The organism is Pseudarthrobacter sp. GQ63 (genome assembly GCF_059758765.1).
Genome location: NZ_JCAXEF010000012.1, coordinates 39,194 through 57,087, shown reverse-complemented (window position 1 = coordinate 57,087; position 17,894 = coordinate 39,194). Strand labels below are relative to the sequence as shown.

The 17,894-nt window shown below is 67.1% G+C and carries 10 protein-coding genes and 2 tRNA genes; 5 read left to right on the top strand and 7 right to left on the bottom strand.

The features are described 5' to 3' along the window. Nucleotides 1-6: 6 nt before the first annotated feature. A complete protein-coding gene (locus AC6CHP_RS16890) occupies nucleotides 7-1,425 on the bottom strand; it encodes a phosphomannomutase/phosphoglucomutase (protein WP_377195611.1) in 1,419 nt (472 codons plus the stop codon). 161 nt (nucleotides 1,426-1,586) lie between these two features. On the opposite strand from AC6CHP_RS16890, the gene AC6CHP_RS16885 reads away from it, so the two are divergent. Next, nucleotides 1,587-3,836: a RecQ family ATP-dependent DNA helicase gene (locus tag AC6CHP_RS16885; RefSeq protein ID WP_427117956.1), complete on the top strand. Its 2,250-nt coding sequence runs from the start codon at nucleotides 1,587-1,589 to the stop codon at nucleotides 3,834-3,836. 128 nt (nucleotides 3,837-3,964) lie between these two features. On the opposite strand, the gene AC6CHP_RS16880 is transcribed toward AC6CHP_RS16885, so the two are convergent. From AC6CHP_RS16880 to AC6CHP_RS16865, 4 genes are all read right to left on the bottom strand, one after another. After that, nucleotides 3,965-5,398 carry an MFS transporter gene (locus AC6CHP_RS16880; RefSeq protein ID WP_498231150.1) on the bottom strand — a complete coding sequence of 478 codons (1,434 nt, stop codon included), beginning with the start codon at nucleotides 5,396-5,398 and terminating at the stop codon, nucleotides 3,965-3,967. A gap of 154 nt (nucleotides 5,399-5,552) precedes the next feature. Beyond that, nucleotides 5,553-5,640, bottom strand: a tRNA-Ser gene (locus tag AC6CHP_RS16875). Between the two features lie 114 nt (nucleotides 5,641-5,754). Then, complete coding sequence (locus AC6CHP_RS16870; protein ID WP_498231148.1) at nucleotides 5,755-6,312, bottom strand: GNAT family N-acetyltransferase; 558 nt, start codon at nucleotides 6,310-6,312, stop codon at nucleotides 5,755-5,757. Further along, a complete protein-coding gene (locus tag AC6CHP_RS16865; protein WP_498231146.1) occupies nucleotides 6,282-8,480 on the bottom strand; it encodes a prolyl oligopeptidase family serine peptidase in 2,199 nt (732 codons plus the stop codon). The genes AC6CHP_RS16870 and AC6CHP_RS16865 overlap by 31 nt, the downstream gene beginning before the upstream one ends. A 65-nt stretch (nucleotides 8,481-8,545) precedes the next feature. Here AC6CHP_RS16865 and AC6CHP_RS16860 point away from each other — a divergent pair, with 65 nt between their 5' ends. Then, nucleotides 8,546-10,486, top strand: a complete 1,941-nt coding sequence (locus AC6CHP_RS16860; RefSeq protein ID WP_498231144.1) for an FAD/NAD(P)-binding protein — start codon at nucleotides 8,546-8,548, stop codon at nucleotides 10,484-10,486. Between the two features lie 138 nt (nucleotides 10,487-10,624). On the opposite strand, the gene AC6CHP_RS16855 is transcribed toward AC6CHP_RS16860, so the two are convergent. Next, a complete protein-coding gene (locus tag AC6CHP_RS16855) occupies nucleotides 10,625-15,178 on the bottom strand; it encodes an ExeM/NucH family extracellular endonuclease (RefSeq protein WP_498231143.1) in 4,554 nt (1,517 codons plus the stop codon). A 453-nt stretch (nucleotides 15,179-15,631) separates the two neighbouring features. Beyond that, nucleotides 15,632-15,719 (bottom strand) — tRNA-Ser (locus AC6CHP_RS16850). A gap of 107 nt (nucleotides 15,720-15,826) precedes the next feature. Between AC6CHP_RS16850 and AC6CHP_RS16845 the strand changes: the two genes are divergently transcribed. From AC6CHP_RS16845 to AC6CHP_RS16835, 3 genes are all read left to right on the top strand, one after another. Continuing rightward, the gene (locus AC6CHP_RS16845; RefSeq protein ID WP_377195618.1) at nucleotides 15,827-16,810 is read left to right on the top strand and encodes an NAD(P)H-quinone oxidoreductase; all 984 of its coding nucleotides are present in this window, start codon (nucleotides 15,827-15,829) and stop codon (nucleotides 16,808-16,810) included. 45 nt (nucleotides 16,811-16,855) lie between these two features. Then, entirely contained in the window at nucleotides 16,856-17,389 is a 534-nt protein-coding gene (locus AC6CHP_RS16840) for a PadR family transcriptional regulator (protein ID WP_377195619.1), read from the top strand. Between the two features lie 92 nt (nucleotides 17,390-17,481). Next, nucleotides 17,482-17,766, top strand: a complete 285-nt coding sequence (locus AC6CHP_RS16835; RefSeq protein ID WP_104189059.1) for a DUF1540 domain-containing protein — start codon at nucleotides 17,482-17,484, stop codon at nucleotides 17,764-17,766. Nucleotides 17,767-17,894: the final 128 nt, after the last annotated feature.

Sequence of the window (17,894 nt, the reverse complement as noted above, 5' to 3'; positions counted from 1 at the left end):
GCTGCCCTACGCCCGGACAATCGCCAGGACCCGGTCGCGGATGCGTTCCATGGTGGCCTGGTCCGTGGCTTCCGCGTTGAGCCGGAGGAAGGGCTCGGTGTTGGACGGCCGCAGGTTGAACCAGTAGCTGCCGTCGTTGGCCGTGAACGTGCTGCCGTCCAGGTTGTCGATGGTGACGTCCTCGCCGGCGAAATCTGCGCGGACGCGCTCTACGGCAGCGGGCTTGTCCTCCACTTCGGAGTTGATTTCACCGGAGCTGACGTAGGGCTCGTATTCCCGGCCCAGTTCGGACAGGGGGCCGTCCTGTTCGCCCAGGGCTGCCAGGACGTGCATGGCCGCCAGCATGCCCGTGTCAGCGTTCCAGAAGTCGCGGAAGTAGAAGTGGGCCGAGTGTTCGCCGCCGAAGACCGCGCCTTCCTCTGCCATGACGGCCTTGATGAAGGAATGGCCCACGCGGGTGCGGACGGCGCGGCCGCCGTCGTGCTCTACGAGCTCTGCTACGGCGCGTGAGGTGAGCAGGTTGTGGATGATCGTGGGTGTCGCTTCGCCCTGTGCCTTCGCGCGGGCGATCTCGCGGCGCGCCACCATTCCGGTGATGGCCGACGGCGACACAGGGTTGCCCTTTTCGTCCACCACGAAGCAGCGGTCGGCGTCGCCGTCGAAGGCGAGGCCGATGTCTGCGCCGTGCTCCACCACTGCCGCCTGCAGGTCGCGGAGGTTTTCCGGCTCCAGCGGGTTGGCGGGGTGGTTGGGGAAGGATCCGTCCAGCTCGAAGAACAGGGGAACGATGTCAAGGGGAAGCTTGGGGAGCAAGGTGTCGCCCAGCACGGCGGGGGTGGTGAGGCCGGCCATGCCGTTGCCTGCGTCCACGACGACCTTCAGCGGCCGCGAGCCGGAAAGGTCCACCAGTTTGCGGAGGTACTCGGAGTAGTCCTTGAGCACGTCCCGGACGCCGATCTGCCCGCGTTTTTCGGCAGCGGGCATGGACCCTGCATTGAGGTACTGCTCGGCCAGCGCCTGGATGTCCTTGAGCCCGGACTCGGAGGAGATAGGCACCGCGCCGGCCTTGGACATCTTGATGCCGTTGTAGCCGGCGGGGTTGTGGCTTGCGGTGAAGGTGGCGCCGGCACGGTTCAGGTAACCGCAGGCAAAGTAGAGCTCATCTGTGGAGATCAGGTCCAGCAGCTCAACGTTGGCGCCACGGGTGGCCGCGCCGTTGGCGAAAGCCTTGCTGAAGTCCGGGGAGGACGGGCGCATGTCGCCGCCCACCAGGATGGTCTGGCCTTCGAGTTTGAGGACGTCCACGAAAGCGGCCCCCACGGCTTCGACGATTTCGGCGGTGATGGACTCGCCTACGATGCCCCGGACGTCGTACGCCTTGAAGGATGCCGAAAGGTCAAAAGCCGTTGTCTGTTCGCTAGTCACGGGCTTTATCTTACGGTGCAGCCGGATCTCGGCAATTGAGGGAGGGCTATGTTTGTGGATAAGCACATCTGGAGTAATGGCCTTCGGCCCCCTTGGCGTCCGAAATCCACATGGCAGCGGCCGTGCTCCTGGGTGTCGGACGTGGCTGGGATACTGAATCAATGGTCGATAACCAGCACGCCAGATTTCCTGAACCAGCTTTAGCCGAAACCGCACTCTCCGAACCAGCATTTTCTGAAACCGGGCTTTCTGAACCTGCAACCACAGATGTCCCTCCTTCGACAGCAACGCATGCACAGGCCCTCGAGGTTCTCCGCGAGCTGGTCGGCAACCCGACGGCAGGCTTCCACGAGGGCCAGTTCGAAGCAATCGAGGCGTTGGTCGACGGCGGCCGGAGGGCCCTGGTTGTCCAGCGCACCGGCTGGGGAAAATCGGCAGTCTACTTCGTGGCTTCCCTGCTGTTGCGGCGCAGGGGCGCCGGGCCCACCCTCATCGTTTCGCCCCTCTTGGCCCTGATGCGGGACCAGGTGGCTGCCGCCGCCCGCGCCGGGGTGCGCGCAGTGGCCATCAACTCCGCCAACCAGCTGGAATGGGACACCGTCCGCGAACAGCTCGCCGCTGACCAGGTGGACGTCCTGCTGGTGTCGCCGGAAAGGCTGACCAACCCCTCCTTCCGCGAAAACCAGCTGCCGGAACTGATCCGCCGGACCGGCCTGCTGGTGATTGACGAGGCCCACTGCATTTCCGACTGGGGCCACGATTTCCGCCCCGACTACCGCCGGATCGCGGACCTGATTACCCAGTTGCCGGATACGGTCCCGGTGCTCGCCACCACCGCCACGGCCAACTCGCGGGTGGTGCACGACATCGAGGAGCAGCTTGGGGCCGGCGTCCTGACAATCCGCGGTGCGCTTGGCCGGGACTCCCTGCGGCTGGGCGTCCTGTCCCTCCCCGACGCCAAACAGCGCCTTGGCTGGCTGCTGACGCATCTGGCGGACCTGCCGGGCAGTGGAATCATCTATACCCTGACGGTGTCCGCTGCGGAGGACACGGCCCGGCTGCTGGCCGAGGCCGGCCACGAAGTGCTTGCCTATACGGGCCGCACCGACCCCGCCGACAGGGAGCGGGCAGAGCAGCTCCTGAAGGACAACCAGGTCAAGGCCCTGGTGGCCACCTCAGCCCTGGGCATGGGCTTCGACAAACCCGACCTGGGCTTCGTGGTCCACCTCGGCGCGCCCTCTTCCCCCGTTGCGTACTACCAGCAGGTGGGGCGTGCGGGCCGAGGGGCGGCCAACGCCGACGTCCTGCTGCTTCCCGGTGCCGAGGACCGCGACATCTGGCAGTACTTCGCCACCGCCTCCATGCCTTCTGAGGAGAAGGCAGCGGCCGTCCTTACCGCCCTGGCAGAGGCGGGCACCGCACTTTCCACAGTTGCCCTGGAAGCACGGGTAGACCTTCGCCGAACCCCGCTGGAACTGCTGCTCAAGGTCCTGTCGGTGGACGGGGCAGTGGAACGCGTAGGTGGCGGATGGCGGTCCACCGGCCAGCCCTGGATATACGACGCCGAGCGGTACCAGCGCATTTCTGAAGCCCGCGTGGACGAGCAGGACTCCATGGTGATTTACCAGGACACGGCCGGTTGCCGGATGGAGTACATCACCTCAGTCCTGGACGACGAGACCGCCCACGCCTGTGGCCGGTGCGACAACTGCGCCGGTCAGTGGTTCCGGGCAGACATCGCGGAGCAGGCCACGGCCGCGGCCAGCCAGACCCTCAGCAGGGCGGGCGGCGTGCTGGAGGCGCGGCTGCAGTGGCCCAGCGGAATGGACCGCCTCGGAGTTCCGGTGAAGGGAAAGCTCAAACCCGGTGAGGGGCTCGCAGAGGGGCGCGTCCTGGCAAGGCTGACCGATCTTGGCTGGGGCGGTGCACTGCGCGAGCTGTTCGCGGCCGGCGCCGCAGACCGGCCGGTCGATCCGGGCATGCTGCAAGCCTGCGTCCAGGTTCTGCGCGAGTGGGGCGCCGGAGACTCACGCAATCCCGGCTGGAGCGGGGCGGGACGGCCTGCAGCCATTGTCAGCGTCCCCTCGCGAGGCAAGCCTGAGTTGGTGGGCTCCCTTGCCAGGGGCATTTCCGAGATCGGGCGCATCCCGTACCTGGGAGAGCTGCAGCTGGCCCACGGGGGTCCCACCGGAAGCCGCGGCGGCAACAGTGCCTACCGCCTGGCTGGGGTGTGGGACCGCCTGGTGGTGGGGCCGGAACTTGAGGCGGCGCTGGGCTCCCTGCAGGGCGGCAGCGTAATGCTGATAGACGACATCGTGGACAGCAGGTGGACGCTCACAGTTGCCGGCCGGGCGCTTCGCCAGGCAGGTGCGGGAGCTGTCCTTCCCCTGGTGCTGGCGCAGGCCGGCTGACGCCGGACCGTGATTCCGCTGGTGCTGGCGCAGGCAGGCTGACGCGGGAGATGCCAGGACCAGCGGGTGACGCCGGACCTGCTCACCCGTAGCCCGCTGTGCAGCACACCGGCCAGGGCCGGGCTGGTTCAGACCCGTTGGGCCCTGCGCTGGCTGACTTCCGCGCCGGCGTGCCGCGGCAGGAACAGGCTGTCCGCGGTGCTCGCCAGCATCAGCACCGCCATCGCGAGGAATGCTCCGCGGAAGGGGCCGGCGGCGTCGGAAGGGAAAGCACTGAGTCCGTCGAACAGCCGGATGAGCAGGGCTCCAACGGCGATTCCGGCGGCGGCAGCGAGCTGGACCAGTGTTGCTGAGACCACGTTCGCAGAGGTGAGCTGCGCCGGGGCGATGTCCGCGTACTGGACCGAGGCGTAGGCGGAGAAACCGATGGAGCGGAAGGCCCCGCTGCAGACCAGCAGTGCGAAGGTCAGCGGCCCGGGGGTGTCCGCGGTCAGCAGGGCGCAGAGGGCGAAGGTCGCTGCGGAAGCCAAGGAGGCAAACACGAGCATCGCCTTAAAGCCAAAGCGCCGGATCAGGGGAGTTGTGGCCGGCTTGATGCCGATGTTGCCGATAAAGACCGCAGCCACCATGGCTCCGGCCTGCAGGGGGGACCAGCCGAACCCGGCCTGGAACATCAGCGGCAGCAGGAAGGGAACGGAGCTGATAGTCAGCCGGTAGGCGAACCCACCGGTTGCCATCGCCCTGAATGTGCGGGTGCTGAAAACCCCCAGGTCAAAGAGTGGATTGCGGGCCCTGCGCATCCAGAGCACGGCGCACGCCAGGGCAACCGCTCCTGATGCGGCACTCATGGCAGCCCAGGGAGCGTCCGGATGCGTGCTCGCCAGTTCGAGGCCCACCACCAGTGCCCCCACGCCGAGCGTGGTGAGGGCCAGCCCCAGCCAGTCCAGCCGCCGCCCACCATCGCCCGCTCCTGCGGGCACCAGCCGGAGAGCCGCCAGGAATGCGGCTGCACCCAGGGGAAGGTTGATCAGGAAAATCCAGTGCCAGGACAGGTATGTTGTCAGGGCCCCGCCAACCAGCGGAGCCAGGACGGGGGCCAGCAGTCCGGGCCACACCAGGAACGCAGTGGCGCGCAGCAGTTCGGCCTTGGGCGTCCCGCGAAGGACCACAAGGGTTCCGACCGGCACCATCATGGCACCCCCGAACCCTTGGGCTATCCTGCTGAGGGTGAGCGCGGCGAGGTCCTGGCTCAGCGAACACGCCAGCGAGGCCAGCGTAAAAATGGCGATGGCAAGGCAAAAGATCCGGCGGGCACCGAACCGTTCCGCCAGCCAGCCGCTGAGCGGTATGCCCATGGCCACTGTCAGCAGGTATGCCGTCATGGTGATGTTGACGTCCGGGGCCGGCACCCGGAAGTCGGCAGCGATATTGGGGATGGCAGTGGTGAGGACGGTGCCGTCGAGGAATTCCATAAAGAAGGTGGCGGCCACCAGGAGGGCCAGGCGGGGACTCCATGCCTGGGCGGTCCCGGGCGTCCCATCCACCGTGTTGCTTGCTGCCATCCGTTCATCCTGCCACCGGCAGAACATGCGGGGCCCCCGGTGTCCGTACCCCGGACGCAGGAACCGGACATAAAGTCCCGGGAGCACAAAAAGCCCGGGAGCCCAAAGACCCCGGGAACGCAAAAGGCCCCGGTCCAGGACCGGGGCCAAAACGCGGAGACGGGGGGATTTGAACCCCCGGTGGAGTTGTGCCCCACACTTCATTAGCAGTGAAGCCCATTCGGCCGCTCTGGCACGTCTCCAATTGCTATTCCTAGCCCACCAAGGATACGCAGAACGGGCCATGCAGTGCAAAACGGATCCTCGGCCCGCTCGCAGCACTCCTTAAAGCGCCCCGCAGTTGCCTCCTGCCGGCGTCACTGCCGGGGCTGCCTGCCCCGGACCATCCGGATTTCGCGGAGGTGTTCCCAGTCCGGGATCGTGTCCGCGGCCCCGTCCGGCTCGAAGCCGAAGTGCCGGTAGAAGCCGATGGCGCGCCCGTTGTCCGCGGCCACCCACAGGCTCGCCGCGCTGGTGCCCAGGGCGGCCTCAAGGAGGCGGCGTCCCAGGCCAAGCCCCTGGTGGGACGCCAACAGGTACAGTCCCCAAAGTTCCAGGTCCCCGGACGACGGCGGTGCGGCAGCATGCGTCGTATCCCCGGCAGGCACGTGGTGGACGCCCGCAAACCCAACCAAAGTTCCGCCGTCGGACGCCACCCACACAACCCCCGGTTCGGCTGACTCCAGCAGGTGCCGCCAGAGAGGCAGCCGGTCGGCCGGGACCCGGGAGTCGAGAAACCCGTCGGACAGCATCCCGCGGTAGGTCTCCTGCCAGCAGCGGACGTGGACCTCCGCCAGCCGTTCAACGTCGGCAGGCTCCGCCCGCCGCAGGTCCAGGCCCACCGCTACGCCAGTCCACCTGCCAGGGCCTTCCATAGGAAGTGCTGGCTCCGTGCCTGCAGTGCCGCCGCCTGCCGGTTGTCTGATGCCCCGGCATGCCCGCCCTCCAGCGCCTCATGGAACCAGACATTCGGAATGCCCATGGCCAGCATCCGGGCGGCCATCTTGCGCGCCTGGACCGGACCCACCCGGTCATCGGAAGTTGCGGTCCAGATGAACGTTTCCGGGTATTCCACCCCGTCCTTGAGCAGGTGGTAGGGGGAGAAGGTCCTGATGTATTCCCACTGCTCGGCGACGTCCGGGTCGCCGTACTCGGCAATCCAGGAGTGGCCGGCGGAAAGCCTCGTGTAGCGGCGCATGTCCAGCAGCGGCACGCCGCAGGACACGGCGCCGAACAGTTCCGGGTACTGGGTGAGCATGTTGCCCACCAGCAGCCCGCCGTTGGATCCGCCCACGCAGCCCAGCCGTTCGCGCGAGGTGACCCCGCGGGACATGAGGTCCCGGGCGACGGCGGCGAAGTCCTGGTAGGCCTTGTGCCGGTTCTCCTGGAGGGCTGCGCGGTGCCATGCCGGCCCGTATTCGCCGCCGCCGCGGATGTTCGCCACCACGTAGACGCCGCCGCGGGAGTGGGGAGCATCTCCGTCAGCGCCGGCAGACAGAGAGGTGCGGCGCTCCAGCCAGGCCCTGCCCACCGTGCCGCTGTAGGCCGGCGTGCGGGACACCTCAAACCCGCCGTAGCCGGAAAGCTGAGTGGGATTCTGCCCGTCCAGCGCCAGGTCCCGCGGGGCCACCTGGAAGTAGGGAACACGGGTGCCGTCCTCGGACACGGCGAAATGCTGCTGCACTTCGTAATCGGCGTCTGCAAAGAACGACGGCGACGCCTTCACCACGGCGTGCCGGCTCACCACGCCGGGCGTCCCGTCTGAGGTCCGCTCCAGGGTGCCGCGCATCAGCGTGGTGGGAGTGGTGAACCCGGTGGCGACGAGCCAGAAGTCGTCACCCGCGCCGCCGTCGGACGCTTCCGCGTCTTCATCGTCCACGGCGTAGGCGTTGACATCGTGCAGGGGCGGGCAGGCGTCGAGGAGCGTGGCGGCCCAGGCGCCACCCGGACCGTCAACCGGGCGGGAAGGATCAAGGACCCGGATTTCGGACGAAACATCCTTGAGGAGGTTGAGCAGCAGGAAGTTCCGGGTCCAGCTCCAGGACTGCAGCGACGTGCGGGCGTCGGGGGTGAACAGCACCGCCAGCTCCCGTGCGCCGGCGAGATAGTCCTCGAACCCGCAGGCAAGCAGTGAACCGGCCGGGTAGGTGGTTCCGTCGATCACCCAGTCCTGCTGGGGCCGGAACAGGAGCCACTCCCGGTGCGCGCTGACGTTCACATCGGTGGGCACATCGATCTGCACCCACCCACCGTCCCGGAGCACCAGGTTCCTGCGGTTGAAGAAGTCGATGTAGTCAACGGCGAAGGTCCGCTCGAATCCGGGAGTGGAGTCGTGTGCCACCACTGCCATCATGTGCTGCTCGGGAACCTCGAACAGCAGGGGCGCGCCGGCCAGCTCCGCGCCGCGCTTCAAGGTGACCGCCGTCCGGGCGTAGGACGAGGCGGTCTTCGGCAGTCCATCCGCGGTGGAGGCGACCAGCAGCGTGTCCGCGTCCAGCCACGAAACGTTGCCCTTCGCCGTCGGCAGGTCAAAACCGCCCTGGGCCGGATCCACGAAGGACCGGCTCTCCACGTCGAACTCACGGTACCTGTTCGCATCGCCGCCATCAGGGGAGAGTGCCAGCAGCGCCAGCCGGTAGGGCTCCCCGGCGCCGGGGCGCAGGAAAGTAGCGCCGTGGAACACCCACTCCTGGCCCTCCGCCGCAGCCAGGTCATCGACGTCGAGCAGCACATCCCATTCCGGGGAATCCGTGCAGTAGCTCTCCCACGTTGTGCGCCGCCACAGGCCCTTGGGGTTGTGGCGGTCCTTCCAGAAGTTGTAGTACCAGTCCCCGCGCTTTCCCACCATGGCGATCCGGTCCGTGGAGTCCAGTACCTCCAGGATGCTTCCTTCCAGGCCGGCGTAGTCCGCATCGTCCAGGAGGTCTTCGGTGCGCGAGTTCTGCTCCTTGACCCAGGCAAGCTGCTCTTCGCCGTAGATCTCCTCCAGCCAGACATTCTCGTCGACGGGCTCGGGCGCTGAATCAGCTGCAGTGGTGGTCATTGGGCCATCCAAACAACTTAGCTGCCGGCGGGCAAGTCACGCGTTCAGCCCGTACGCTGGATGCCGTGGAAAAAACGCAGAGCATCCGGACCTCCATCATCGGTGCAGGTCCCCGGGGCACCAGCGTTCTGGAACGCCTGCTCGCCCACACGGCCGCCCTGGCCACGGACGGTACTGGCGCCGTGCAGCTCCACATCGACGTTATCGACCCCTACCCGGCAGGGCCCGGGCACGTGTGGCAGCCGCAGCAGTCACGGCTGTACCTGATGAACACGCAGTCCTTCTATCCCACCTTGGTTCCGCAGGACCCTGCCCTGGCCGCGCCCGTCGCCGGGACCACCTTTGACCAGTGGCGGGCGGAGCAGCAGGCACACCCGTCGCCGTCCCTCACCCCGGATGAGCGGGCTGAGCTCGCCGTCCTCGAATCCAGTGACTTTCCCAGCCGGGCCCTGTACGGCCGGTACCTCCGCTGCACACTGGACGAGCTGACGGAGAAGGCCCCCGACGGCGTCACCATTGAATTCCACGAAACGTCTGCTGAATCGGTGCGCCGGGCAGCGGACGGAACGTTCGACGTCGGCCTGGCGGGGGGAGCCACGTTCCGCACCAACGCCGTGGTGCTTGCCCTGGGGCACGTCCCGTCCCGGCTGAACCCGGAACAGCGTGAACTGCAGGGCGCGGCGGAACAACTGGGCCTGCGGTACCTGCCGCCCGCGGTGCCGGCCGACGTGGACTGGGCGGCCATCCCCGCCGGCCAGCCCGTCCTGGTCCGCGGCATGGGCCTGAACTTCTTTGACGCCATGGGCCAGCTCACCGAGGGCCGCGGCGGGAAGTTCGTCAGCAACGGCGGGAAGCTGGACTACGAACCATCCGGCCAGGAGCCGCTGATCATCGCCGCCTCACGCCGGGGGACGCCGTACCGGGCCAAAGCGGCGCTCGCCGGCTACTATCCTGCTTCGGTCACCCTGCGGTACCTCACCGACGCTGCCCTGGAACGCTTCCGCACCGCGGGAATCCGGCCGGGGTTCGACCATGACCTCTGGCCGCTGCTGCACCGCGACACGCTCTGGGCGTACTACTCAACCCTGGTGCGCTCGCAGCCCGGCGCGGTTCCCGATACCGCTGCTTTCCTGACCGCGCTTGAAGAGGCGCTGCACCCGCATGCCCATAGCGCTGCCAAGTGGGAGGACAGTGTCGAGAGCGTCCTGGCCGTGCACGTGGGCCCGCGGCACCGGCTCGACCTGCCCGGACTGGCCGCGCCGCTGGCGGGGCGTTCCTTCGCGTCACGCACCCAGCTTGACGCCGCCGTCGTCGAATACCTGCTCGACGACGCCCGCCGCTCGGCCCTCGGCGAGGATGATCCGGTGAAGATGGCCATCGGCGCCCTGCACCGCGGCCGGGCGGTCCTGAAAACAGCAGTGGCCGACGGCGGCATCACCGACGAGTCATGGGTGGCCGGGCTGCGGGGCTGGTTCGAGTCCTTCGTGGAAGGGCTGGCCAGCGGGCCGCCGGCGCTGCGCTCGGAGCAGCTGGCTGCGCTGGCAAGGGCCGGGATTGTCAGCTTCGTGGGGCCCGACCCCAAGTTCGGCGTGGACCGCAGGAACGCCGTGTTCACCGCCGCGTCCCCCTGGGTGGACGGACCGCCCGTAACGGCAAAAACCATGGTGGAGGCGCTCGCGCCCGGCAACAGGGTGTCCGCAAACGAGTCGCCGGTGCTTGAGCAGCTGCTCGCGGACGGGCTGGCCAGGCCGCGGCTGATGATGACGGCGGAGGGCGCACCCGTGCAGTCCACGGGCCTGGATGTGGTGCCCCACCCCTACCGGCCGGTGGCGGCGAACGGGTCCGTGACGGAGAACCTCTATGTGCTGGGCCTGCAGCTCTCGTCCTCGCAGTGGGGAACAGCCATCGCCGCGGAAGCCGTGCAGCCCGGCCAGCCCGCCTACCGGAGCGGCCAGCGGACGCTCCGGGACGCCGACGAAATCGCGCGGGCCATCCTGGGGCTGTAACCGCCCCGGACGCTCTCTCACTTGATGCGCTTAAAGCCCAGATGCTCTCTCACGAGTGAGAGAGCATCTGGGGAAATGGTGCCTTAAGTGAGAGAGCGTCGGTGGTTTTCCGGACCTTTCACACGTCCAGGCGGGGCGTCAGCCGCGCAGGCAGGCCCGGTAGGCGGCCATGGCCTGGCCGTAGTTCAGCTGGCCGGCCAGGTCTGCAGGCCGTGAGGGCTTGACCGGCTTGGTGCAAACCGGTTCAGCGGGGTCGGCTGCTGCCACCTTGACCCCTACCGTGACCCTCGTGCCCGATTCCGCCGCGGTCAGGACCAGGATTCCCGGCCCGGCGGCGGCACCCGACGGGACAGGCAGGTCCACCGTTGCGGAACCGGCCGTGACCGGCACGGACCCGAGCTCGGTCACAACCCCGGCGGTGTCCGTAAACACTGCCGTGAGGGTCTTGTTGACCGGGCTGCCCAAGGAGGTCAGGTCCAGCTTGGAGACCGTGAGATTGACCGGTTCGCCGGGCTTGACCTCCGCGGCGGTGGTGTTCGTGACGGCCACTGAGCGGCGGGCGAAATCGGGCGAAACCGGGCTGGTTTCCTCCAGGTAGCCGATCCACGCATCACGGTCCACCAGCCCCGAGTCCCTGGTGTTGGAACCTTCCGTGAAGACGCGGAAGTTGTCGCCCCCGGTCGCCAGGAAGCTGAAGGTACCCACCCGGTAGGACTTCGCCGGATCGAGCGCAGCCCCGTTCACCCGGACGGAGGTGATGCGGTCGCCGGCCGGCCGTGCGGCGTCGTACGTGTAGTTCACGTTCTTGGACAGACCCAGCTGGATGTAGGCGCGGCTGGGAACCGTGCCGTCCGGGTTGGTTTGCCACTGTTGCTCCAGCAGCGTCTTGAACTGCGCACCCGTCAGGGACGTGGTCCACAGGTTGTTGACGAACGGAAGCACCGCGTTGGCCTCGGCATAGGTGATGGTGCCGTCCGGGGCGTAGTAGAGCTCGTTCCGCAAACCGCCGGCATTGACCACACCGATCTCGGCGCCGCCCAGTTCGGCGGTCTGCAGCGAGGCGAGCAGGGAATCTGCCACCAGGTTGCCCAGGGTGGACTCGCTGCCGCGGTCATCGCGTTTGGCCACACCGGCGGCATCCGTGGTGAAGGCCGTGGTGATGTCCGCCGTGACGGCACCAACAGGCTGGTTGCCGACGACGGCGGCGTCCGCGAGTGCCTTCCTGACGATTGCATCGACGGCGGCCACGCGCGGGTAGGCTGCGACCAGATCCGCGGCAGGATCCGTGGTGCGCTTCACGTTTCCGGCCTTGTACGCGGTCACCTGCCGGGTGGCGGTGTCCACGGTGAGCTGGATCTGCCCCACGTTCTCGCCGTAATTGCCCGTCTGGACAATCGGGCGGGTCTTGCCCTCGGCGCCCGGGACGGGCGCGTCCCAGGCGTACTCCTTGTGCGTGTGGCCGGTGAAGATGGCATCAACATCCGCGGAGGTTTCGGTGACCAGCTTCGCGAACGGACCGCCGGCAGCCACCTCCTCTTCCAAGGTGGAGCCTTCCACCGTTCCCGAACCGGCGCCGTCGTGGTTTTCCACGATGATGACGTCGGCCAGCTTCTCCGCGGTGATCCGTGCAGCTACCCGGTTGATGGCGTCCACAGGATCGCCGAACTCAAGGTCGGCGATGCCGGCGGGGGTCACCAGCGAGGGTACTTCCTGGGTGACCGTGCCGATGACCGCAACCTTGATGCCGTTCATGTCCAGGACGGTGAACTCGGGCAGCGCCGGCTCGGTGGTGCCCTTCCTGTAGACGTTCGCACCCAGGTAGGGGAACCGGGCATTGGTGCCGCCGGCGATGACGCGGTCCTGCAGGTCGCCCCAACCGCCGTCGAACTCGTGGTTGCCCACGGCCGATGCCCTCAGGTCCAGGGCGTTCATGACATCGATGGTGGGCTGGTCCTTGGCGACGGCGGATGCAAACAGCGACGCGCCGATGTTGTCGCCGGCTGAGAGGAAAGCGGTGGCGCCGGGGGCGGCCGCTGCGCGGAGTTTCTCGATGGTGCCCGCGAACAGGACCGTGTTGGTGTCGATCCTGCCGTGGAAGTCGTTGATGCCCAGGAAGTTCAGGTCAACCGCGGCGGGAGCAGACTGCAGGTCCAGGCCCACCACCACGGGATCGTGGTCGCTGGCGCGGAACTGGTCCGGTGCGTAGTAGTTGGTGACGTTGTTGTTGTAGCGGCTGTATTCCAGGGCCACGGACTCAACCGAGTTGATGTTCCAGATGTCAGCCCCGGTGACCACCGCATTGGCGGCGGGGGAGGCCAGGATGTGGTCCAGCGAGCCCACCATGCCGCCGAAGAGGTAGGAGTGCTTGGCGGAGCCGTCGGCGTTGCGGGCCTTCTCGTCCTGGTTGACGTAGCCCTCAGCCGTGAAGACATTGATGGGGTCTTCCTTGGCATAAGCGTTGAAGTCGCCGATCAGGAACACCTTGTCCGTGCCCTTGGACTGCTGCAGGGACTTGGTGAACTCCAGCAGGGACTTCGCCTGGGCTGTGCGCGCCAGGTTTGATGCGCCCTGCCCCTGGTCCGTGTCCTCGGGCGTTGCAGCGGAGCCTTTGGACTTGAAGTGGTTTGCGATGGCGATGAACTCTGTCCCCGCACCGCCACCCACGGGCTTGAACACCTGGGCCAGCGGCTTGCGGGCATTGGAGAACGCCACGGTGTCGTTGTGGATGATGGATTCACCCACGGGCTCCGCAACGGCCTTTTTGTAGATGAACGCGGTGCGGATCATGTCCTCGTCGCTCAGCGGCGGCGCGTTGGCAGGCGAGCGGACATAATCCCAGATGCCCGGCGTCTCGATGTTCAGGGCGTCCACCAGCTTGGCCAGGGCGTCGTCCCGGTTCTTGCCGAACTGTGCCGAGTTTTCGATCTCCATCAGTGTGACAACATCCGCGCCCGCCTTGGAGATGGCGGCAACGATCTTGTCCTGCTGCCGGTTGAAGTTCTCCGCGTTGGCAGCCCCGCGAGCATCGCACCCGCCGCGGACCGTGATCGGGTTGCCGGCCCTGTCCTCGTAGTAGGTGCAGCCGGTCAGGGTGTCCCCTGTGGTGGGGAAGTAGTTGAGCACGTTGAAGGAGGCGATCTTGAGGTTGCCGCCCACCGCTGCGGGAGCTTCCGTCCTGGTGGCCCCGAAGGTTGCGGGCTGGACGGAGGCCTTGTTGTCCTCCGTCAGGTGGGTCAGCGGCTGGAGTTTCCAGGCGTTGTTGCCGTAGCCCAGCACCACATTGGTGGTGAAGGTGGCGGGGGAGCCCACCCGTACAGGGTCGGCCGTGGTCAGGTAGGGGAGGACCTGCGCCTTTGTGGTGGCGTCCTTGAGGAAGTTGGTGCTGGAGCCGTCGTCGAGCTTGATCCCGCGGGCGGCGTTGTCCGCCACCGTCGCGGTGTACCCGGTTGAGCCGTAGGGAGCGACGGCGGTGGGCTGGACCAGCGGCGTTGTTCCGCCGGCGAGGCCGATCTCGCCGTACTGGTTCAGGGAGTAGTTGTCCGTGACGGTCAGCGGCCCCTGGGGTGCCAGGAGCATGCCTTCCAGGGATTCGCGGAAGGCCTCGCCGGCGGGCAGTGTGAAGGGCGTGGCCTTGACCTCCGGTGCGGCCTCGGCCAGCTTGGTGAGTCCGGCCGCTGCGGTGACGTTCAGCTGGGTCATCCCGTAGTACTCCGCCACGGCACCTGTCACCTGCACGTGGTCTCCGGCCTGGACCGATGCCACCGTGGCGGGGGAGTAGACGAAGATTCCGTCCGACGCGGCATGGTTCGCTGCCGTCAGGTCGCCGCCGGTTCCCGGTGTCTGCAGGTAATAGCCGTTAAGCCCGCCGGTGGGGAAGACTGCGGTGACCTTTCCGGTGGTGGTCACTGTTGATCCGGTGAGGGGGCTTTCCGCACCCGTGCCCTGGATCTCGGCAATCGACGTGCTGGACGGCACGGGGGCCGGATCCGGAGTGGGGGCCGGACTGGGATCGGGCCCGGGGGCGGTGGAGCCGCTTGGGGTTGGACTGATCGTGGTGCTGAGGCTGAAGTCCGCTGCGTTGCTGTTGCTGTCCGCGCCTCCGCTGCGGTTCAGGCTCCTGGCGTCGCCCGTACCCGCGGGGCCCGCGGCTACTGCGGTTTCGAAAGTGTTGGAGGAGCCGTAGCCCAGCAGGTCCGCGACGCCTGCGGGCTCCACCTGGGAACCGGTGGAAAGCGCGACGGCGGTGGGCTGCTTGGCGAGCACGATGGTGCCGGATGTGCCGCTGAAGTTCAGGCCGCCCGCCACGAGGTCCGGCGTGGGGAGGGCGGCGCCGTTGGTTCCGTTGCTGGCACCCTGGATCAGGTAATGACCCTTTGCCGCGATGGTGCCGGTGAGGGGTGCCACGGTGGTAGGGGCTGCCAGCCCGGTTGCGGAACGGTACTGGACTGACCAGCCGTCCAGCCGCACCGGGGCGTCCGAGGAGTTGTAAAGCTCCAGGAACCGGTTCTTGTAGGCGGCGCCCGTGCTGCCGCCGCTGAGGTAGGCCTCGTTAATGACAACGGGGGATGTGCCTGCCGCGGGTGAGACCTCCGCGGCTGTAGTGTCCGCGACTGCGGGAAAGACTGCCAGGGGAGCCAGCAGCCCCGCCGACAACGCTGTCCCCAGCGCGAGTTTCCAAGGTGTGTGATGCATCCGCTCTTACTTTCATAGGGGTGTCCCGGTGGGGACCCGATGGAAGATGTCCGGGTTGTACCGACGGACAGGGGCCCGGATCCTGCTCCTGGTCAAGTGGTATCCGGCACATCACAACAGCGCTGAATGAACGCAGGGTTGATAGCGCGTGCATTCGGCGGGACGCTCCCCAGCGGAACGGGCCACCTACCGGCCGGGAGCCCCAGTAGCCCCGGTTCCGGTGATGCTGTTGGCGGTATGTGGTGGCCGGCATCTACCCCAGTGTGCCGACTATCACACAGGATACCGGCCAGTAGCTTCGGCGGAAGGGGGCTGCAGAAATTTGTCAGAACAATTTACGTGGTGGCACTGGCTCCCGTCATGGCGGCCCACGTCAGGACCGGCGGTGACTGCCGCAGGTTAAACGAAGGACCCCTGCCTGCCAGGCATGCTGGCGGACAGGGGTCCTTTTCGCGGAAGGTAAGAGATTCGAACTCTTGGTACGGGGTTACCGCACACTAGTTTTCAAGACTAGCTCCTTCGGCCGCTCGGACAACCTTCCTCAACAAGTAGTGTTTCATAGGCACTTGCCTGCAACAAAACAGAGTCCGGAAGGTGTCCGGTGCACACTGGTTGCACGCAGTATTCAGTCAGAAACGGGAGTGTTCCATGAAAGCCGTCTACATTTCGGAGCCGGGCGGCCCGGAAGTGTTGGAGGTCCGCGAGGTCGAGGCCCCGGTACCCGGTACCGGAGAGGTGCTGATCGACGTCGTCGCGGCCGGCCTCAACCGGGCGGACGTGCAGCAGCGCAGGGGTTTCTACCCGCCCCCGCCCGGCGCATCGGATATCCCCGGCCTTGAGGTATCCGGCCGGATCGCCGGGTTCGGTCCCGGTGTCACGAAGGCGTTTTCCCTCGGGGACAAAGTGGTGGCGCTGCTGGCCGGGGGCGGCTACGCCCAGCAGGTGGCCGTCCGTGCCGAACAGGTCCTGCGGGTGCCCGACGGCGTGGACCTGGTGACCGCGGCAGCCCTTCCCGAAGTTGCCGCCACCGTCTACTCCAACCTGGTCATGACCGCCCAGCTTCAGGAGGGTGAAACTGTCCTGATCCACGGGGCCACCGGCGGGATCGGCACCATGGCCATCCAGCTGGCCAAGGCGCTCGGCGCCAGGGTTGCCACCACCGCGGGCTCTGATGAAAAAGTGAGCACGGCCAAGGCCTTCCTGGGTGCGGATATTGCCATCAACTACGCCGAAGAGGATTTTCCCGAGAGCCTCCGCCGCCAGAACGGAGGCAAAGGCGCAGACGTCATCCTCGACGTCGTCGGAGCCAAATACCTCAAGCAGAACGTGGACGCGCTCGCCGACTATGGACGGTTGATCGTCATTGGACTGCAGGGCGGCACCAAGGGTGAGCTCGATCTGGGGCAGCTGCTGCAAAAGCGGGCCGCCGTGGTGGCCACAGCCCTGCGCCCGCGGCCCGTGGAGGAAAAGGGTGCCATCATGAACGCCGTCCGCGACGCCGTGTGGCCGCTGGTCAGTGACGGACGGGTGCGGCCGCTGGTGGCAAAGACCTTCCCGCTTGACCAGGTGCGTGCGGCCCACCGGTACTTCGACACGGGAGACCACGTAGGCAAGATCCTGCTGCTCATGTAAGCGCTCCGCCCCGCAGACCGTTGCCCGCCGAGCACAAGGAACAGCATGTCCATCCGCCATAGCCTCCTCGCACTGCTGCAGGACCAGCCGCGCTACGGCTACCAGCTGCGGACCGAGTTCGAGAACCGCACCGGCAGCACCTGGCCGCTGAACATTGGACAGGTGTACACCACCCTGGACCGGCTGGAACGCGACGCCTTGGTGGCCAGGGACGGCGATGACGGGAACGGCCACGTGGTGTACAGCATCACGGCGGCCGGCAGGGCGGAGATCCGGGAGTGGTTCGCGGCGCCGGTGGAGCGGAACAACCCGCCGCGCAATGAGCTGGCCATCAAGCTGGCGCTCGCTGTCACCGTGCCCGGCGTCGACATCCAGGCCATCATCCAGGGCCAGCGGTTGGCCTCTGTCCGGGCGCTGCAGGACTACACCAAAGCCCGCCGGGACACTGCTTCGGGCCAGCGGGCCGTTGATACGGCGTGGCTTATGGTCCTGGACTCCCTGATTTTCCAGACCGAGGCGGAGGTCCGCTGGCTGGACCTGTGCGAGGCGAGGATGATCCAGCAGGCGCAGGGGAAATAGGGAACACAATTGGGTCTTTTTGAATGCAGTGGACAGGTTTAGCGTGGGGTGCAGGAGCCGCCCGGCCGGGCGGTGGAACTTGGAGGAAGCTCATGGCAACCCACGTGGCCGACTGCAGCGTAACGAACTGTTCCTTTAACGATCACACCAACTGCAATGCTGCCGCCATCACTGTAGGCGGTGCCGAAAACCACGCGCACTGCGCCACCTTTATCGACACGGGCATGCACGGGGGACTGCCCAAAGTCCTTGCCGACGTCGGCGCCTGCCAGCGTTCTGAATGCGTCCACAACGACCACCTGATGTGCAAGGCCGCCGAGGTGCATGTCGGCCCCGGTGCGGACAACGCTGACTGCCTTACCTACTCACACGCCTAAGGAGCAGCTTTACGCTTTTCCCATGAGCCAAGGCCTCCGCCCGAGCTGTTCGGACGGAGGCCTTCGCTGCGTTGGTGCGGCCGGGACGCCAAGCTGATCCGTCGTTCGTCGCCGCTTCCCCTCCGCTC

What these genes read in the sequence shown, in the direction of transcription:
- AC6CHP_RS16855 (WP_498231143.1), bottom strand. Translation starts at nt 15,178, where the DNA reads ATGCATCACACACCTTGGAAACTCGCGCTGGGGACAGCGTTGTCGGCG.
- AC6CHP_RS16835 (WP_104189059.1), top strand. Translation starts at nt 17,482, where the DNA reads ATGGCAACCCACGTGGCCGACTGCAGCGTAACGAACTGTTCCTTTAAC.
- AC6CHP_RS16865 (WP_498231146.1), bottom strand. Translation starts at nt 8,480, where the DNA reads ATGACCACCACTGCAGCTGATTCAGCGCCCGAGCCCGTCGACGAGAAT.
- AC6CHP_RS16885 (WP_427117956.1), top strand. Translation starts at nt 1,587, where the DNA reads ATGGTCGATAACCAGCACGCCAGATTTCCTGAACCAGCTTTAGCCGAA.
- AC6CHP_RS16845 (WP_377195618.1), top strand. Translation starts at nt 15,827, where the DNA reads ATGAAAGCCGTCTACATTTCGGAGCCGGGCGGCCCGGAAGTGTTGGAG.
- AC6CHP_RS16840 (WP_377195619.1), top strand. Translation starts at nt 16,856, where the DNA reads ATGTCCATCCGCCATAGCCTCCTCGCACTGCTGCAGGACCAGCCGCGC.
- AC6CHP_RS16870 (WP_498231148.1), bottom strand. Translation starts at nt 6,312, where the DNA reads ATGGAAGGCCCTGGCAGGTGGACTGGCGTAGCGGTGGGCCTGGACCTG.
- AC6CHP_RS16880 (WP_498231150.1), bottom strand. Translation starts at nt 5,398, where the DNA reads ATGGCAGCAAGCAACACGGTGGATGGGACGCCCGGGACCGCCCAGGCA.